The organism is Noviherbaspirillum denitrificans (assembly GCF_002211445.1).
Lineage (GTDB): Bacteria > Pseudomonadota > Gammaproteobacteria > Burkholderiales > Burkholderiaceae_D > Noviherbaspirillum > Noviherbaspirillum denitrificans.
In genome coordinates this window covers 3,961,131-3,977,323 of sequence record NZ_LSTO01000001.1, presented here as the reverse complement: position 1 = coordinate 3,977,323, position 16,193 = coordinate 3,961,131, and the positions used below count along the sequence as shown (strand labels likewise).

General features: G+C 61.8%; 15 protein-coding genes and 1 tRNA gene. 15 read left to right on the top strand and 1 reads right to left on the bottom strand.

Going from position 1 to position 16,193, the window contains the following annotated elements; all coding sequences use genetic code 11:
• From AYR66_RS29690 to AYR66_RS19270, 3 genes are all read left to right on the top strand, one after another.
• Positions 1 to 263, top strand: a 263-nt coding sequence (locus AYR66_RS29690) for an N-acetylmuramoyl-L-alanine amidase family protein (RefSeq protein WP_206047298.1), incomplete at its 5' end; no start/stop codon positions are given.
• A gap of 219 nt (positions 264 to 482) precedes the next feature.
• Positions 483 to 2,198 carry a methyl-accepting chemotaxis protein gene (locus tag AYR66_RS19275; RefSeq protein ID WP_206047225.1) on the top strand — a complete coding sequence of 572 codons (1,716 nt, stop codon included), beginning with the start codon at positions 483 to 485 and terminating at the stop codon, positions 2,196 to 2,198.
• Between the two features lie 139 nt (positions 2,199 to 2,337).
• Entirely contained in the window at positions 2,338 to 2,838 is a 501-nt protein-coding gene (locus AYR66_RS19270) for a chemotaxis protein CheW (RefSeq protein WP_088708843.1), read from the top strand.
• 17 nt (positions 2,839 to 2,855) lie between these two features.
• Here the strand turns inward: AYR66_RS19270 and AYR66_RS19265 are convergent, their stop codons facing one another.
• Complete coding sequence (locus AYR66_RS19265) at positions 2,856 to 3,506, bottom strand: VTT domain-containing protein (protein WP_088708842.1); 651 nt, start codon at positions 3,504 to 3,506, stop codon at positions 2,856 to 2,858.
• Positions 3,507 to 3,620: 114 nt separating this feature from the next.
• Between AYR66_RS19265 and mutL the strand changes: the two genes are divergently transcribed.
• The 12 genes from mutL (at position 3,621) to gmhB (ending at position 16,155) form a co-directional block, all read left to right on the top strand.
• Positions 3,621 to 5,438 (top strand): DNA mismatch repair endonuclease MutL, encoded by a 1,818-nt coding sequence (gene mutL, locus AYR66_RS19260; RefSeq protein ID WP_088708841.1) that lies wholly within the window; start codon positions 3,621 to 3,623, stop codon positions 5,436 to 5,438.
• Positions 5,439 to 5,448: 10 nt separating this feature from the next.
• The gene (gene miaA / locus AYR66_RS19255; RefSeq protein ID WP_170942209.1) at positions 5,449 to 6,396 is read left to right on the top strand and encodes a tRNA (adenosine(37)-N6)-dimethylallyltransferase MiaA; all 948 of its coding nucleotides are present in this window, start codon (positions 5,449 to 5,451) and stop codon (positions 6,394 to 6,396) included.
• Between the two features lie 74 nt (positions 6,397 to 6,470).
• Positions 6,471 to 6,547, top strand: a tRNA-Met gene (locus AYR66_RS19250).
• Positions 6,548 to 6,725: 178 nt separating this feature from the next.
• A complete protein-coding gene (locus AYR66_RS19245; protein ID WP_234814947.1) occupies positions 6,726 to 7,106 on the top strand; it encodes a hypothetical protein in 381 nt (126 codons plus the stop codon).
• 2 nt (positions 7,107 to 7,108) lie between these two features.
• Positions 7,109 to 8,449, top strand: a complete 1,341-nt coding sequence (gene miaB, locus AYR66_RS19240) for a tRNA (N6-isopentenyl adenosine(37)-C2)-methylthiotransferase MiaB (RefSeq protein WP_088708839.1) — start codon at positions 7,109 to 7,111, stop codon at positions 8,447 to 8,449.
• Between the two features lie 25 nt (positions 8,450 to 8,474).
• A complete protein-coding gene (locus AYR66_RS19235) occupies positions 8,475 to 9,500 on the top strand; it encodes a PhoH family protein (RefSeq protein ID WP_088708838.1) in 1,026 nt (341 codons plus the stop codon).
• The gene (gene ybeY / locus AYR66_RS19230) at positions 9,484 to 9,942 is read left to right on the top strand and encodes an rRNA maturation RNase YbeY (RefSeq protein ID WP_088708837.1); all 459 of its coding nucleotides are present in this window, start codon (positions 9,484 to 9,486) and stop codon (positions 9,940 to 9,942) included. Before AYR66_RS19235 ends, ybeY begins: the two co-directional genes overlap by 17 nt.
• An 88-nt stretch (positions 9,943 to 10,030) precedes the next feature.
• A complete protein-coding gene (locus AYR66_RS19225) occupies positions 10,031 to 10,915 on the top strand; it encodes an HlyC/CorC family transporter (RefSeq protein WP_088708836.1) in 885 nt (294 codons plus the stop codon).
• Positions 10,912 to 12,468, top strand: coding sequence for an apolipoprotein N-acyltransferase (gene lnt, locus AYR66_RS19220; protein WP_234814946.1), 1,557 nt, complete (start codon positions 10,912 to 10,914; stop codon positions 12,466 to 12,468). Before AYR66_RS19225 ends, lnt begins: the two co-directional genes overlap by 4 nt.
• 70 nt (positions 12,469 to 12,538) lie before the next feature.
• Positions 12,539 to 13,450 carry a glycine--tRNA ligase subunit alpha gene (gene glyQ, locus AYR66_RS19215; protein WP_088708835.1) on the top strand — a complete coding sequence of 304 codons (912 nt, stop codon included), beginning with the start codon at positions 12,539 to 12,541 and terminating at the stop codon, positions 13,448 to 13,450.
• Positions 13,451 to 13,491: 41 nt separating this feature from the next.
• Positions 13,492 to 15,576, top strand: a complete 2,085-nt coding sequence (glyS, locus tag AYR66_RS19210; protein ID WP_088708834.1) for a glycine--tRNA ligase subunit beta — start codon at positions 13,492 to 13,494, stop codon at positions 15,574 to 15,576.
• 18 nt (positions 15,577 to 15,594) lie between these two features.
• Positions 15,595 to 16,155: a D-glycero-beta-D-manno-heptose 1,7-bisphosphate 7-phosphatase gene (gene gmhB / locus AYR66_RS19205; protein ID WP_088708833.1), complete on the top strand. Its 561-nt coding sequence runs from the start codon at positions 15,595 to 15,597 to the stop codon at positions 16,153 to 16,155.
• Positions 16,156 to 16,193 lie beyond the last annotated feature (38 nt).

Sequence of the window (16,193 nt, the reverse complement as noted above, 5' to 3'; positions counted from 1 at the left end):
TGAAGGTTGGCAAAGCCGTCCTCAACGAGATTGGCGGGATCAACCGCCTCCACAAGAACGGGGTCGAACAGGCCGGGTTTGCCGTCCTCAAGGCGCCGGACATACCGAGCATCCTGATCGAAACGGCATTCATCTCCAATCCGGAAGAAGAGGCCAAGCTGACCGACGACGCCTACCAGGACCAGATGGCCGACGCGGTCCTCAAGGGCATCAGGAAGTACTTCGCAAAAAATCCTCCCCTGGCCAAGAATCGCATGACTTGAGCGCTGTTCGCACCGGCCCGTTGCGTTTCGCCGACATCACCTTCACATTTAGGTACGTAGAAATACCAAGGTGATCCTGCCCAAGATCTACGTTTTAATATAGGCGGCATGTCTGGACGTACCGTGAGAGTACGAGACATCGCAGCCATGACCTCGGGCATTGTCAATAACACATTCCACAAGCATTCGCTGCATATTCCCGTTAAACGGGGGGGACACATGAAAATTCGCAATATGAATATCGGCGCGCGCCTCGGCTTCGGCTTCGGGCTGGTGCTCGTGCTCCTGGTCGTCCTGGCAGCCGCCAGCCTTTCCCGCATGTCGACCATTCATCTCAGCCTGGAAAAGATCATCAACGAGAACAATGTCGTCATCAAGGAATTGAACGACATGCGCCAGTCCGTGATGCTCGTCGCTGTGGCAGTCCGCAACGTGTCGGTGATGACCAATGAAGATGAAGTCAATGCCGAAATCAAGCATATCAGCGCCGCCAACACCGAATACCAGGAAAGCGCCGCGGCGCTTTCCAAGCTGATCACCGACGCGACCGCCAAAGCAGCACTTGCCAAGATCGAAACCGCCCGTGCCGCGACGGCGCCGGGCGTCGACAAGGCGATCACCCTTGCAAAAAAACAGGGCGACGTGATTCCCGTCCTCCTCAGCAGCGTGGTTCCCCATCAGCGTACCTGGCTGGAAGCCATCGACGAGATGATCTCGCAGCAGCAAAAGCTGGCCATGGCTACATCGGGCGAAGCGGACGACATCTACACCAACGCCCGTCTGCTCACTATCGCGCTCGCTGCAGCGGCGCTTGCCATCGGCGCCTTCATTGCCTGGTACGTCACCCGCAGCATCATCGTGCCGCTGCAGGATGCCGTGCATGTCGCCCGCCGCGTCGCCGACGGCGACCTGACGACGCGCGTAATGGTTGAATCAAAGGATGAAACCGGCCAGCTGCTGGCTGCCTTGCGCGACATGAACGAAAGCCTCGTCCGCATCGTCGGCGAAGTCCGCGCGGGCACCGATACCATCACCACGGCCTCCAGTGAAATCGCGCACGGCAACATGGACCTGTCCTCCCGCACCGAGGACCAGGCTAGTTCACTGCAGATGACAGCGTCCTCGATGGAAGAACTTACCTCCACCGTCAAGCACAACGCCGACAACGCCGCCCAGGCCAACAAGCTGGCGACGACTGCATCCGAAGTAGCGGTCAAAGGAGGCGCGGTCGTATCCGAAGTTGTACAGACCATGGGTTCGATCAATGAATCGGCAAAGAAGATCGTCGATATCATCGGCGTCATCGACGGCATTGCCTTCCAGACCAACATCCTGGCATTGAACGCCGCGGTCGAGGCAGCACGCGCCGGCGAGCAAGGCCGCGGTTTTGCGGTTGTCGCATCGGAAGTGCGCAACCTGGCCCAGCGCTCCGCCGCTGCAGCGAAGGAAATCAAGGCCCTGATCAGCGACTCGGTCGAGAAGGTCGGCGTTGGCGCCAAACTGGTCGACCAGGCAGGCACCACCATGGATGAAGTGGTTTCCAGCGTTCGCCGCGTGACCGACATCATCAGCGAGATCGCCGCGGCCAGCAACGAACAAACCGCGGGCATTGAACAGATCAATCAGGCAATCATCCAGATGGATAACGTCACCCAGCAGAATGCGGCGCTAGTGGAGCAGGCGGCTGCGGCGGCCGGCTCCCTGCAGGAGCAGGCGGGCAACCTGTCGACAGTCGTGAGTGTATTCAAGCTCAACGATAGCGCGATGGCGCCAAGGGTGACCGCTCCCGCAGTCCGGGCACCTGCGCAGAAGCCCGTAATTGCGGCCAAACCGAAGGCTGCTCCGACCGCACCCGCCCGCGTGCCGCGCCCGCGTGCGGCGATGCCCCCCACCCTCAAGTCGAGCCCGCAAAGCGACGACTGGGAAGAGTTTTGACGGGCGCTGTGTGGTTTTACTGCAGTGCAGCGTCGCAAACTGCGGAATAGTCTGCTACCCTTGATTGCGTTGAAGAAATTTTTTCTTTGCCGCCATCGCTCGTGCCTCATCCGGCGGCCAGTTGAAAAGGACAAGGATCATGACGCAGACAACCGCCGCCACGGTCACGGAAACCGCTGACGATATCGCAGCACGCGAGTTCCTCGCCTTCACGCTGGGCAAGGAAGAGTACGGCATTCATATTCTCAAGGTCCAGGAACTGCGTGGATATGAAGAGCCGACGCGGATTGCGAATGCGCCGGACTTCATCAAGGGTGTGGTGAACCTGCGCGGCATCATCGTGCCGATCGTCGACATGCGCATCAAGTTCCATCTTGGCACGCCCACCTACGACCAATTTACGGTCGTTATCATCCTGAACATCAACGGCCGTGTCGTCGGCATGGTAGTCGACAGCGTGTCCGACGTGATCACGCTGACGCCCGACCAGGTCAAGCCGGCTCCGGAAATGGGCACGGCGCTCAATACCGACTACTTGATCGGCCTGGGCACCGTCGACCAGCGCATGCTGATCCTGGTGGACATCGACAAGCTGATGTCGAGTTCTGAAATGGGCCTGATCGACAGCGTCGCTGCCTGATACTGCAGGAGGCCGGACTAGCGCCGGCTTCCCGCCAGCTTCTGATACACCTTCCACATGCCGCCAAGCGCGACCGGGATCACGGCCGCACCCACGCCGACCAGGACGATCGTGTTCAGGTGGTTGCGAATGAAAGGAATGTTGCCGAAGAAGTAACCGGCGACGACTAGTCCGACCACCCAGGCCAGCGCGCCAATGATGTTGTAAAACTGGAATTTCGCAAAGGTCATTGCAGACACGCCAGCGACGAAAGGTGCGAAGGTGCGCACGACCGGCACGAAACGCGCGAGGATGATCGTCTTGCCGCCGTGGTTCTCGTAGAACGCATGCGTCTTGCGCAGTGCATCCTTGTCCAGCCAGCGGTAATCGTGCGTGAACACCTTCTGCCCGATCGCGCGTCCGACCCAGTAATTGACTGTATTGCCGGTCACGGCGGCGATGACGAGCAAAGTCATCAGCAGCCATTCATTCATGGCGCCGGTTGCACAGAATGCGCCGGCGATGAACAGCAATGAATCCCCTGGCAAGAACGGCAGCACGACCAGGCCTGTTTCGCAAAACACGATTGCGAACAACACCGCGTACACCATCGTTCCGTAATCCGCGATGAAGGTGCCGAGGTATTTGTCGACATGCAGGATCATGTCGAAGAATTGCAGGAAATCCATACGTGCTCCGGTGACAGACGGGCGAATCATACACCACCGTTTTTCCGTGGATTAAGAGATGGAACAAACATTTACCAGTCAGGGCGGCGCACGGCCGGGCGTTATAATTCCCGCATGAACGCACCGCATATTCCGCCCCGCCCGATCCAGGCGCTTCCCGACCACCTGATTTCCCAGATCGCCGCCGGCGAAGTCGTCGATCGCCCTTCGGCTGTCGTCAAGGAACTGCTGGAAAATGCGCTGGACGCAGGTGCGACGCAGGTCACGATCCGGCTCGAGGAAGGCGGCGTCAAACGCATTGCCATTACCGACAATGGACGCGGAATTCCACCGGACCAGATGCCGCTGGCGCTGGCCCGCCATGCGACCTCCAAGATCGCCTCGCTCGACGACCTGGAAAATGTCAGCACGCTCGGCTTTCGCGGCGAGGCGCTTGCATCGATTGCATCGGTGGCCCAGCTGACCCTGACATCGCGCACCGCACAGGAGCGACACGCATGGGAGATTTCGGGAAGCCATGCTGCGCAAGTGGTACCGTCTTCTGGCTCGCTCGGCACGACGATCGATGTGCGGGACCTGTATTTCAACACGCCTGCGCGGCGCAAGTTCCTCAAATCGGAACAGACTGAATTCGGCCATTGCGCGGAGGTCGTGCGGCGCATCGCGCTATCGCGCCCGGACGTTGCCTTTTCGCTGTCGCATAACAGCAAGACTGTCGACCATTGGAACGTCAGCGAAGTGGAAAAGCGCAGTGCGCTCATCCTCGGCACCGAATTCGCAGGCGCGCGGCTGCACCTGGACGAATCCGCTGGACCCTTGCGCCTGCACGGCTTCGTCGGGCTGCCCACGGCAGCGCGCGCACGGGCCGATTCACAATACTTTTATGTCAACGGCCGCTTCGTTCGCGACAAGCTTCTCACGCATGCGGTTCGCGCCGCGTACCAGGATGTGCTGCACGGGGATCGCTATCCATCGTATGTGCTCGGCCTCGACCTCGATCCCGCGCTGGTGGATGTCAACGTCCACCCTTCCAAGATCGAGGTACGCTTTCGCGACAGCCGCGCCGTACACCAGTTTGTCTTTCATGCAATCAGCCGGACGCTGGCGCAAACGGCACCTACCTCGAGTGATGAAGCGCCGGCGCCGGTAGTCTCCTCGTCGGCCGCCCTGCCGTGGATTCGCGAACAGCGGCAGACTTCGTTTGGCATGCAGTTCTCGTCAGGCATGGGCGTAGCGCAAACGACGGCGGATTACGGCGCACTGTTCACCGCATCGCCGGCCCCGGATATGCCGGCCGCGCAGGCCCCGCTTGCTGCACAGGTGACGCCGCAATCGCTACCGGACGACGAATTTCCCCTCGGCTTCGCCCTCGCGCAGCTGCATGGCATCTACGTGCTCGCGCAGAACAGGAAGGGCCTGGTGCTGGTGGACATGCATGCCGCGCACGAACGCATCCTGTACGAACAGCTGAAGAACGCGCTCGATGCCGATGCACTGCAAGTGCAACCGCTGCTGATACCGGTCACCTTCTTCGCCGACCCGGTCGAAGTCGGCACCGCGGAAGAAAGCCAGGCAGCACTGAAGTCGCTCGGGTTCGACATTAATGCGCTCTCCCCCACCACGCTGGCAGTGCGCGCCATCCCCGCCCTGCTGAAGAATGCCGATGCACAGAGCCTGGCGCGCGACGTGCTGCGCGACCTGCGCGAATTCGGCGGCTCACGCGTGCTGGTGGAACGCCGCAATGAAATGCTGGGCACACTGGCCTGCCATACCGCCGTGCGCGCCAACCGGTCGCTGACCTTGCCGGAAATGAACGCGCTGCTGCGCCAGATGGAAGCGACCGAGCGCGCCGACCAGTGCAACCACGGCCGTCCGACCTGGGTACAGCTGGCACTGTCCGACCTCGACAAGCTGTTCCTGCGCGGGCAATAAGGCGGTGAACATGACGGCAAAGCCACTCGCCGTGGCGATCATGGGCCCGACCGCGTCGGGCAAGACCGCTGCCGCCCTGGAAGTGGCCCGGCACATCCCATCCGAAATCATTTCGGTCGACTCCGCGCTCGTCTACCGCGGCATGGATATCGGCACCGCCAAGCCGACGGCGGAGGAGCGCGCCGCCGCGCCACATCACCTGATCGACATCATCGACCCGCTCGACGCGTATTCAGCGATGCAGTTCCGGCAGGATGCGCTGCGGCTGGTGGACGAAATCGTGCGGCGCGGACGGTTGCCACTGCTGGTCGGCGGGACGATGCTGTATTTCAAGGCATTGCGCGACGGGCTCGACGAATTGCCCGAAGCCGATCCGGACATCCGCGCACGGCTTGATGCTGAAGCTGCTACCTACGGCGTCCCGGCCCTGCATGCGCGCCTGGCGACGATCGACCCCGAAACTGCCGCGCGCCTGAAGCCAAACGATTCGCAGCGCATCCAGCGTGCGCTGGAAATCCACGAACTGACCGGCCGCCCGATGTCGGAACTGCTGTCCGGCGCAACGAAGGAGCCGCTGCCTTTTGACCTGCTGCCACTGTCGATGGAGCCGTCGGACCGCAGTGTGCTGCATGCGCGCATCGCTGCCCGCTTCGACGCCATGCTGGCCGGCGGCGGACTGATTGATGAAGTGACAAGCTTGCGAGCGCGCGGCGACCTGCATCTCGGCCTGCCCTCCATGCGTTGCGTCGGTTACCGGCAAGCCTGGGAATTCCTGGACGGCGAGGTCAACCAGGCAACGATGCGAGAAAAAGGCATTGCCGCCACCCGCCAGCTCGCGAAAAGGCAACTGACCTGGCTGCGCGCGATGCAGGACCGGATTGTCGTGGATTGCCTTGCCGAGGATGCCGCAAGCCAGGTGCTCAAGCTCGTCGAACGGGCGCTTTCAGCTAGGCGCTGAACTTTTTTCTCGCGGCAACGCACCTTGATATTGACAAGCGTTACGAAGGCCGCCATAATCGAGGGCTCTTTTTTGGTGATATAGCTCAGCTGGTTAGAGCACAGCACTCATAATGCTGGGGTCGGTGGTTCAAGTCCACCTATCACCACCAGATACCGATGGGTTACGAGTTCACTCGTAACCCATTTTGTTTTTCCGCGCCGAAAAAGGCGAAATGCCGCAAAGCCTTTCCGGTTGTCAAACGGAACACGCCCATCCTCGGGCGAAGTACGCGCGATGGTATAATCCCCACGCCCCGATGCGCCCTGGCGTCCCGGCGGATTCCAATCTTGTTCGCTGCCGCGCAGCGCTTCGACGAAACGGGGTATGAGATGTGGCGTCGACCCTTCCTCACCATCTGCATTTCAGCTGTACTGGCCATTCCCGCGATGGCGTTCGAGCGCCCGTTCCCGGCGCCGACCAAGCGCGGCAAACTGGCGCCCGGTGCGTATCCGGAAATCACCATTGACGGCACGCTGCGCCGGCTGGCACCCGGTGCGCGCATCTGGAACGAGAGCAACCTGATCGAGATGCCGGCCGCTCTGCGCGGCTCGGACCTGGTGGTCAACTACACGGAAGACAGCCACGGTGAAATCGACCGTGTCTGGATCCTGACGCCGGAAGAAGCCCGCGAGCCGGTGGCAAAGCAAATCAATCCATTGCAACGATAGTCATGCCGAAAAAAGTATTCATCAAGACCTTCGGCTGCCAGATGAACGAGTACGACTCGGACAAGATGGCAGATGTGCTGAACATTTCCGAAGGCCTGGTCAAAACCGATACGCCGGAAGATGCCGACGTCATCCTGCTCAATACCTGTTCAGTGCGTGAGAAGGCGCAGGAAAAGGTCTTCTCAGACCTGGGCCGCCTGCGCGAGCTGAAGCAGGCCAAGCCGGACCTGGTGATCGGCGTCGGCGGTTGCGTCGCGTCGCAAGAAGGCGATGCAATCATCAAGCGCGCACCCTATGTCGATGTCGTGTTTGGCCCGCAAACGCTGCACCGCTTGCCGAACCTGATCGAAATGCGCCGCCAGACCGGCCGTTCGCAGGTCGACATCAGCTTCCCGGAGATCGAGAAGTTCGACCACCTGCCGCCTGCGAAGGTGGAAGGTGGCGTCGCCAACGTGTCGATCATGGAAGGCTGCAGCAAGTATTGCAGCTACTGCGTGGTGCCCTATACCCGCGGCGAGGAAGTGTCGCGCCGCTTCGACGACGTGCTGGCGGAAGTCGCGCTGATTGCGGAACAGGGCGTCAAGGAAGTCACGCTGCTCGGCCAGAACGTGAACGCGTACCGCGGCGCGATGGCCGATGGCGAGATTGCCGATTTCGCGCTGCTGATCGAGTACATCGCAGAGATTCCCGGTATCGAGCGCATCCGCTTCGTCACCAGCCACCCGAAGGAATTCACGCAGCGCCTGATCGATACCTACGCCAAGGTGCCGAAACTGGCAAACCACCTCTACTTGCCCGCGCAGCACGGCTCCGACCGCATCCTGATGGCGATGAAGCGCGGCTACACCACGCTCGAGTACAAGTCGGTGATCCGCCGCGTGCGCGAAGTGCGTCCGGACATCACGGTGTCGAGCGACTTCATCGTCGGCTTCCCCGGCGAGACGGATGCGGATTTCGAGGCGATGATGAAGTTCATCGAGGATGTCGGTTTCGACCGCAGCTTCAGTTTCCTCTTCAGCCCGCGTCCCGGCACGCCGGCGGCCAACCTGCACGACGACACGCCGCATGACGTGAAGCTCAAGCGCCTGCTGCGCCTGCAGGCCGCGGTCGAAGAGAACGTCCGCCGCATCAACGACAGCATGGTCGGCAGCGTGCAACGCATCATCGTCGAAGGTCCGACGACCAAGAATCCGCAAGAATTCCAGGGGCGCACCGAGAACAACCGCGTCGTGAACTTCGACGCCGGCCCGAACGGCGCGCGCCTCATCGGCCAGATGCTCGACGTCAACATCATCCACGCGTATCCGCATTCGCTGCGCGGAGAACTTGTGATCAAACAGTGAATCTCAGCGACATTCGCCACCCATTTTGAAAACAAAAATTCCTGCACAACCGCACTATTTCATCCCTGACCCGCTGGACAACAAGCGGCTCGCGCACCTGTGCGGGCCGATGGATGAAAACCTTCGTCAAATCTCAGCCGCGCTCGACGTGACCATCTTCCGCCGGGGCGAGAAGTTCATCGTGAACGGCGCCAATTCCCAGCGCGCACTGGATCTGCTGGAGAACTTCTACCAGATCGCGGACAAGGCCATTTCCGTCGAAGACATCCAACTGGCGCTGGTGGAACAGCGCGCAGTGACTCAGCCCAATGGCGAAGCAAAGGAAGAAGGCGCGAAAGAGGAAGAAGGCGACGAAGCCATTCCCGTCCTCAAGACGCGGCGCCACGACCTGCGCGGCCGCACGCCGCACCAGAGCCAGTACATCAGGGCGATCCTCGAGCATGACGTCACCTTCGGCGTCGGCCCGGCCGGCACCGGCAAGACCTACCTTGCGGTCGCCTGCGCGGTCGATGCGCTCGAACGCGACGCCGTCAAGCGCATCGTGCTGACCCGTCCCGCGGTGGAAGCCGGTGAACGCCTCGGCTTCCTGCCTGGCGACCTGACACAGAAGGTTGATCCCTACTTGCGCCCTCTGTACGACGCGCTCTACGACCTGCTCGGCTTCGACAAGGTGCAGAAGCTGTTCGAGAAACAGGTGATCGAAATCGCGCCGCTCGCCTACATGCGCGGCCGCACGCTGAACCATTCGTTCATCATCCTCGACGAAGCGCAGAACACGACACCGGAACAGATGAAGATGTTCCTGACTCGCATCGGCTTTGGCAGCAAGGCGGTCGTCACCGGCGACGTGACGCAGATCGACCTGCAGCGCACGCAGAAGAGCGGCCTGGTCGATGCCGTCCAGATCCTGCGCAATGTGCGCGGTATCGCCTTCACCCATTTCACCAGCGCCGACGTCGTACGCCATCCCCTGGTCGCACGTATTGTCGATGCCTATGAAGCCTCCGGATCCGCCAAGAGCGCCGCCGTACGACATGCCGCAAAAAAATAAACTTACCCTCTCCGTCCAGTACCCGGATCCCCGCCTGAAAGAAACCATCACCCGCAGCAAGCTGCGCCAGTGGATACAGGCGGCCCTGTTCTTCCCGGCCGAACTGACGATCCGCTTCGTCGACGCCGAGGAAGGCCGGGCGCTGAACCGCGAATACCGCGGCAAGGATTACGCCACCAACGTACTGACCTTCGCCTACACCGAGGACGAGGGCAGCGAAGTCACCCAGGCTGACATCATCCTTTGTACCGACGTGCTGCAGCGCGAGGCGGATGAGCAAAAGAAATTGGTGGAAGCGCACACTGCGCACCTGGTTGTCCATGGCGTGCTGCATGCCCAAGGGTACGACCATGAGACCGACGAGGAAGCCGCTGAAATGGAGGCACTGGAAGTTGAAATTCTTGCAAGCCTGGGCGAAGCGAATCCCTACGCAGAAAATTAACCTTTGAGCAACCCTTGCCCTCGATTTATGGGTTCGAGGGCACATTTGTTGTATGCTTATACCCACATCAACAACGGCTTCCCGCCATATGCAAGATCACCCTAGTGGGGCCAAATTCCTTGACCCCAAGCCGCAGCGTTCTCTCTTCGAGCGCCTGACCGCACTGATCTCCCCTGAGCCTGAAAATCGCGCCGAACTCCTCCAGATCCTGCAGGAGGCGCATGAGCGCAACCTGATCGACGCCGATGCGTTGTCGATGATCGAGGGCGTGTTCCAGGTATCCGACCTGTCGGCCCGGGACATCATGGTGCCGCGTCCGCAGATGGACGTCATCGACATCAACAAGCCGATCGAGGAGTGGCTGCCGCTGGTGCTGCATACCGCGCATTCCCGCTTTCCAGCGGTGGACGGCGACCGCGACAAGGTGGTCGGCATCCTGCTCGCGAAAGACCTGCTGCGCTACTACGCGGAAGAATCCTTCGAGGTGCGCGACATGCTGCGCCCGGCCGTGTTCATTCCCGAATCCAAACAGCTCAATGTGCTGCTGCGCGATTTCCGCGCCAACCGCAACCACATGGCTATCGTGGTCGACGAGTACGGCGGCGTCGCCGGCCTCCTCACCATCGAGGATGTGCTGGAACAGATCGTCGGCGACATCGAGGATGAATACGATTACGACGAGGAAGAAGACAACATCCTGCCGGTCAACGACGGCGCGCGCGGCCTGCGCTGGCGCGTCAAGGCGCTGACCGAGATCGAACAGTTCAACGAAGCACTTGGCACCGGCTTTTCCGACGAAGATGTCGACACCATCGGCGGCCTCGTCGCCAACCATCTCGGGCGCGTGCCGCGCAAGGGTGACGTGTTCGACATCAACAACGTGCGCTTCGAAGTTTTGCGCGCCGATGCGCGGCAGGTGCATGTGCTGCTGGTGCAGAAACTGCCAGAACCTTCGCTGGCGGCCGCTTCGTGACGCTTCGCCTGCCGACGACCTCCCAATCGCCGCTGACTGTACTCCTCGCTCTCGCTGCCGGCGCGAGCACCGTGTTTGCGTTCGCGCCATTCGGCCTGTGGCCGGTGCAGATCGCAACGCTGGCGCTGATGTTCTGGCTGCTGAACCGCGAAGCCGGATTCAGGCACGGCGCACTGCTCGGCTGGGCCTATGGTTCCGGATGGCTCATCGCCGGCGTGCACTGGCTGTACATCAGCATGCATCGCTACGGCGGATTGCCAAGCTGGATGGCTATCCTGGCGGTGATCCTGCTCGGCACGAGCCTGTCGGTCTTCATGGCGCTCGGCACCGGTACCGCGGCATGGCTGAAGAAACGCTGGTCGCTCGGCCCCACCGCTTTCCTGCTGCTGGTGATGCCGTCAGTCTGGGCGCTGATTGAATGGACGCGCGGCTGGATCTTCACCGGCTTCCCATGGGTCAGCTCCGGTTATGCGCACACTGGCAGCCCGCTGGCCGGTTATGCGCCGCTGATCGGCGTCTACGGCATTGCGCTGGTTTCAGCCCTGATTGCCGGCTGCTTCGCTCTTCTTCCCGGAAAAAAACTCCCGCTTGCCGGCGTGACAGCCCTGCTTGCGGCAGGCCTCGGTTTGCGCGGCATCGAATGGACGCAGCCGAACGGCAGCCCGGTAAGTGTTCGCCTCCTGCAGGGCAATGTCCCGCAGGAAATGAAGTTCCAGCCTGGACAGATCGAAGCGACCTTATCCCTTTATCACGACATGATCGTGGAAAAGCCGGCCGACTTGATTGCGACGCCGGAAACCGCGATACCGCTGCTGTCGACGCAACTGCCTCCGGATTTCCTTTCCCTGCTGACTGACTTCTCTGCGAAGTCGAAAAGCCATCTCATCCTCGGCATCCCGGTCAGTGACGGGCCGCGCCAGTACTCCAACAGCGTGCTCGGCATGACGCCCGGCGCCGGCAACCTGTATCGCTATGACAAGCACCACCTGGTGCCCTTCGGCGAGTTCATCCCGCCCGGCTTTCGCTGGTTCGTGGAGATGATGCATATCCCGCTGGGCGACTTCAACAGCGCGGGGCTGCTGCAGGCGCCGTTCAGGGTGCGCGAACAGTGGGTGCTCCCCAACATCTGCTACGAAGACCTGTTCGGCGAGGAAATCGCGTCGCAGTTGCGCGCGAGCCGCGACGGCAAGCTGCCGCAGGCAACCATCCTGCTGAACGTGTCCAACATCGCCTGGTTCGGTGACTCCATTGCGTTGCCGCAGCACCTGCAGATTTCGCAGATGCGTTCCATCGAAACGGGCCGGCCGATGCTGCGCTCGACCAACACGGGCATGACCGCCGTCATCGGCCCGAAAGGCGATGTGACCGGACAACTCCACCCCTTCGAACGCGGCACGCTGGCTGCAAATGTTCAGGGCTATGGCGGCCTCACCCCCTATAGCCAGTATGGCAACATCCCCGTTGTCGCAATGGCCATCCTCCTGCTTGCGGCCGCCCGTTTTTTGGCTTTCCCCAAGGGCAAGAATCAGCCTAACCCCCTCGAAACCCGCTAAAATTTAGGGTTTCGCGATTTTCCGTCATTCATCCTCATCCCGCCCGACAGGCGGCGAAGGCACCCTTACGATGCTCACATTTCAACAAGTCATCCTGAAGCTGCAAGAGTACTGGGACGCGCAAGGCTGCGCCCTGCTCCAGCCCTACGACATGGAAGTCGGCGCCGGCACTTCGCATACCGCGACCTTCCTGCGCGCGATCGGCCCGGAGCCCTGGCGTGCAGCCTATGTGCAGCCCTCGCGCCGCCCGAAGGACGGCCGCTATGGCGAGAATCCGAACCGCATGCAGCACTACTACCAGTACCAGGTCGTGCTCAAGCCGGCGCCGGAAAACATCCTCGACCTCTACCTCGGTTCGTTGCAGGCGCTGGGCCTGGACCTGAAGCAGAACGACGTGCGCTTCGTCGAGGACGATTGGGAAAACCCGACGCTGGGCGCATGGGGCCTCGGCTGGGAAGTGTGGCTCAACGGCATGGAAGTGACGCAGTTCACCTACTTCCAGCAAGTTGGCGGCCTCGACTGCAAGCCGGTGCTCGGCGAAATCACCTACGGCATCGAGCGTCTCGCGATGTACCTGCAGGGCGTGGAAAATGTGTACGACCTCGTCTGGACCGAGTGGGAAGAGAACGGCGTGACCAAGCGCCTGACCTACGGCGACGTGTTCCACCAGAATGAAGTCGAGCAGTCGACCTTCAACTTCGAACACTCGAACACGGAATTCCTGTTCTCGCTGTTCTCCAGCTACGAATCGGAAGCCAAGCGCCTGATGGAGGTGCCGCTCGCGCTGCCCGCCTACGAAATGATCCTGAAGGCCGCGCATACGTTCAACCTGCTCGATGCACGTGGTGCGATTTCCGTGACCGAGCGCGCTGCCTACATCGGCCGCATCCGGAACCTGTCGCGCGCGGTGGCGCAGGCGTACTACGAATCGCGCGAGAAGCTGGGCTTCCCGATGTGTGGCGATTCCCGCCAGGCTGCTTAAGAACATTCCACCCGCGCATGCGGGAATGACGACAAGAGAACATGACCCAAACACTGCTAGTCGAACTGCTCACCGAAGAACTCCCGCCGAAGGCGCTCGCCAAACTGGGTGACGCCTTCGCCGCCGGCATCTTCAACGGCCTGAAGTCCCGCGATTTCGTCGAAGCCGATTCCGTCGCGACCGCCTTCGCGACACCGCGCCGCCTTGCGGTATCGATCACCAAGGTGCGCGCCACGTCGCCGGACAAGTCCATCCGCGAAAAGGTGCTGCCGGTTTCCGTCGCCCTCGACAAGGAAGGCAACCCGACCCCGCCGCTGGCCAAGAAACTGTCCGCGCTCGGCTTCCCCGACCTGAAGCTGGCCGACCTTGAGCGCGCCTCCGACGGCAAGGCGGAAAGCTTCTTCTACACCTACACCGCGCCCGGCTCCAACCTGAATACAGGCCTGCAAGCCGCGCTCGAAGACACCGTCGGCAAGCTGCCGATCCCGAAGGTGATGAGCTACCAGCGTCCCGACGGCTCCACGGTGCAATTCGTGCGTCCGGCGCATAAGCTGATCGCGCTGCACGGCGCCGATGTCGTGCCGGTCGCGCTGCTCGGCCTCGCCGCCGGCCGCAGCACGCTGGGCCACCGTTTCCTCTCCGCCGGCGACATCGCCGTGACGAATGCCGAGAGCTACGCCACGACGCTGGAAGTGCAAGGCAAGGTCATTCCGTCCGTGACGGCACGCAAGGAACGCATCCGCGCATCGCTGCTCGAGAAGGCTGGCCACGACAAGACGCTGATGCCGGAAAGCCTGCTTGACGAAGTGACCGCGCTGGTCGAATGGCCGGTCGTCTATGAATGCAAGTTCGAGGACTCCTTCCTGTCGGTACCGCAGGAATGCCTGATCCTCACGATGCAAACCAACCAGAAATACTTCGCGCTGACCGACAGCCACGGCAAGCTGCGCTCGCGCTTCCTGATCGTCTCCAACCTGGAAACCGCCGACCCGCAGCACATCATCGGCGGCAACGAGCGCGTGGTGCGTCCGCGCCTGTCCGACGCGAAGTTCTTCTTCGAGCAGGACAAGAAAAAGAAGCTCGCGGACCGCATCCCCAACCTCGCCAACGTGGTCTACCACAACAAGCTTGGCACCCAGGCGCAACGCACCGAACGCGTGAAGGCGCTGGCCGGCAAGATCGCCCAGGCACTGAATGCCGACGTCGCGCTCGCCGAGCGCGGTGCGCTGCTGGCGAAGGCCGACCTGCTGACCGACATGGTCGGCGAATTCCCGGAACTGCAGGGCATCATGGGCACCTACTATGCGCGCCACGACGGCGAGCATGACGAAGTGGCCCGCGCCGCGTCCGAACACTACCAGCCGCGCTTCGCCGGCGATGCGCTGCCGGAGACGCAGACCGGCACCGTCGTCGCACTCGCCGACAAGCTCGAAACCCTGGTCGGCATCTGGGGCATCGGCCTGCAGCCGACCGGCGACAAGGATCCGTTCGCGCTGCGCCGCCATGCACTCGGCGTGCTGCGCATGCTGGTCGAGAAGCGCCTGCCGCTGTCGCTCAAGGCGATCATGCAGGACGCCGCGCAATTGTTCGCCGGGAATGCCAACTTCAAGGATTCGACCGCCGAAGTCACCGAGTTCATGCTCGACCGCCTGCGCGGACTGCTGCGTGACCGTGGTTACGCGCAGGGCGCGATCGAAGCGGTGGTCGCACAGAACCCGGACCGCCTCGACAACATCATCGAGCGCCTCGACGCCGTGAAGGCATTCGCCGACTTGCCTGAAGCCGAGTCGCTGGCCGCCGCCAACAAGCGCATCACCAACATCCTGAAGAAGACGGAAGTGGGTGCTGCCACGGTCAGCAAGGAATTGCTGAAGGAGCAGGCTGAGGCCAACCTTTACACCGCGATGACGGAGCTGCAGCCGAAGGTCGACGCGGCCTTCGCCAACGGCGACTTCACCGGCACGCTCAAGACGCTGGCGCATATCCGCGACAACGTGGACGCCTTCTTCAACGACGTGATGGTGATGGCCGAGGACGAGCAGTTGCGCAACAATCGCCTCGCCCTGTTGTCCGACCTGCACGGCATGATGAACCGCGTGGCGGACATTTCGAAACTGGCAGCATAAGCAAGGCAGCAGGCGCGCATGAAACTGATCATCCTCGACCGCGACGGCGTCATCAACCACGACTCCGACCACTTCATCAAGTCGCCGGACGAGTGGGAACCCATTCCCGGGTCGCTCGAAGCGATCGCGCGCCTGCACCAGGCGGGCTATCGCGTCGTGGTCTGCACCAACCAGTCGGGCATCGCGCGCGGGCTGTTCAATATCGTCACGCTCAATGCGATCCACCAGAAGATGCACGCCGCCGTGCGCATGGTCGGCGGCGAGATCAATGCGATCTTCTTCTGCCCGCATGCCGCCGACGACAACTGCGATTGCCGCAAGCCCAAGCCGGGCATGCTGCAGTCAATCGGCGAGCGCTTCGACGTCAGCCTCAAGGGTGTGCCGACCATCGGCGACTCGCTGCGTGACCTGCAGGCGGGATTCGTGGTTGGTTGCACGCCTTACCTGGTCCTGACGGGCAAGGGCGAAAAGACGCGCACCAAGGGCGGCCTGCCGCCGGGGACCAGCATCTATCCGAATCTGGCCGCAGTAGTCGACCAGCTATTGAAATCGACGGCAGACGTGCCCGCCGCCGCATAAATAAAACATTCGCCGGATGCCGTCCGGCGCTCCTGGAG

Bases quoted from the DNA above. Each gene is read 5' to 3' on its own strand.
- AYR66_RS19275 (WP_206047225.1), top strand. From the start codon at position 483: ATGAAAATTCGCAATATGAATATCGGCGCGCGCCTCGGCTTCGGCTTC.
- AYR66_RS19270 (WP_088708843.1), top strand. From the start codon at position 2,338: ATGACGCAGACAACCGCCGCCACGGTCACGGAAACCGCTGACGATATC.
- AYR66_RS19265 (WP_088708842.1), bottom strand. From the start codon at position 3,506: ATGGATTTCCTGCAATTCTTCGACATGATCCTGCATGTCGACAAATAC.
- mutL (WP_088708841.1), top strand. From the start codon at position 3,621: ATGAACGCACCGCATATTCCGCCCCGCCCGATCCAGGCGCTTCCCGAC.
- miaA (WP_170942209.1), top strand. From the start codon at position 5,449: ATGACGGCAAAGCCACTCGCCGTGGCGATCATGGGCCCGACCGCGTCG.
- miaB (WP_088708839.1), top strand. From the start codon at position 7,109: ATGCCGAAAAAAGTATTCATCAAGACCTTCGGCTGCCAGATGAACGAG.
- ybeY (WP_088708837.1), top strand. From the start codon at position 9,484: ATGCCGCAAAAAAATAAACTTACCCTCTCCGTCCAGTACCCGGATCCC.
- AYR66_RS19225 (WP_088708836.1), top strand. From the start codon at position 10,031: ATGCAAGATCACCCTAGTGGGGCCAAATTCCTTGACCCCAAGCCGCAG.
- glyQ (WP_088708835.1), top strand. From the start codon at position 12,539: ATGCTCACATTTCAACAAGTCATCCTGAAGCTGCAAGAGTACTGGGAC.
- glyS (WP_088708834.1), top strand. From the start codon at position 13,492: ATGACCCAAACACTGCTAGTCGAACTGCTCACCGAAGAACTCCCGCCG.
- gmhB (WP_088708833.1), top strand. From the start codon at position 15,595: ATGAAACTGATCATCCTCGACCGCGACGGCGTCATCAACCACGACTCC.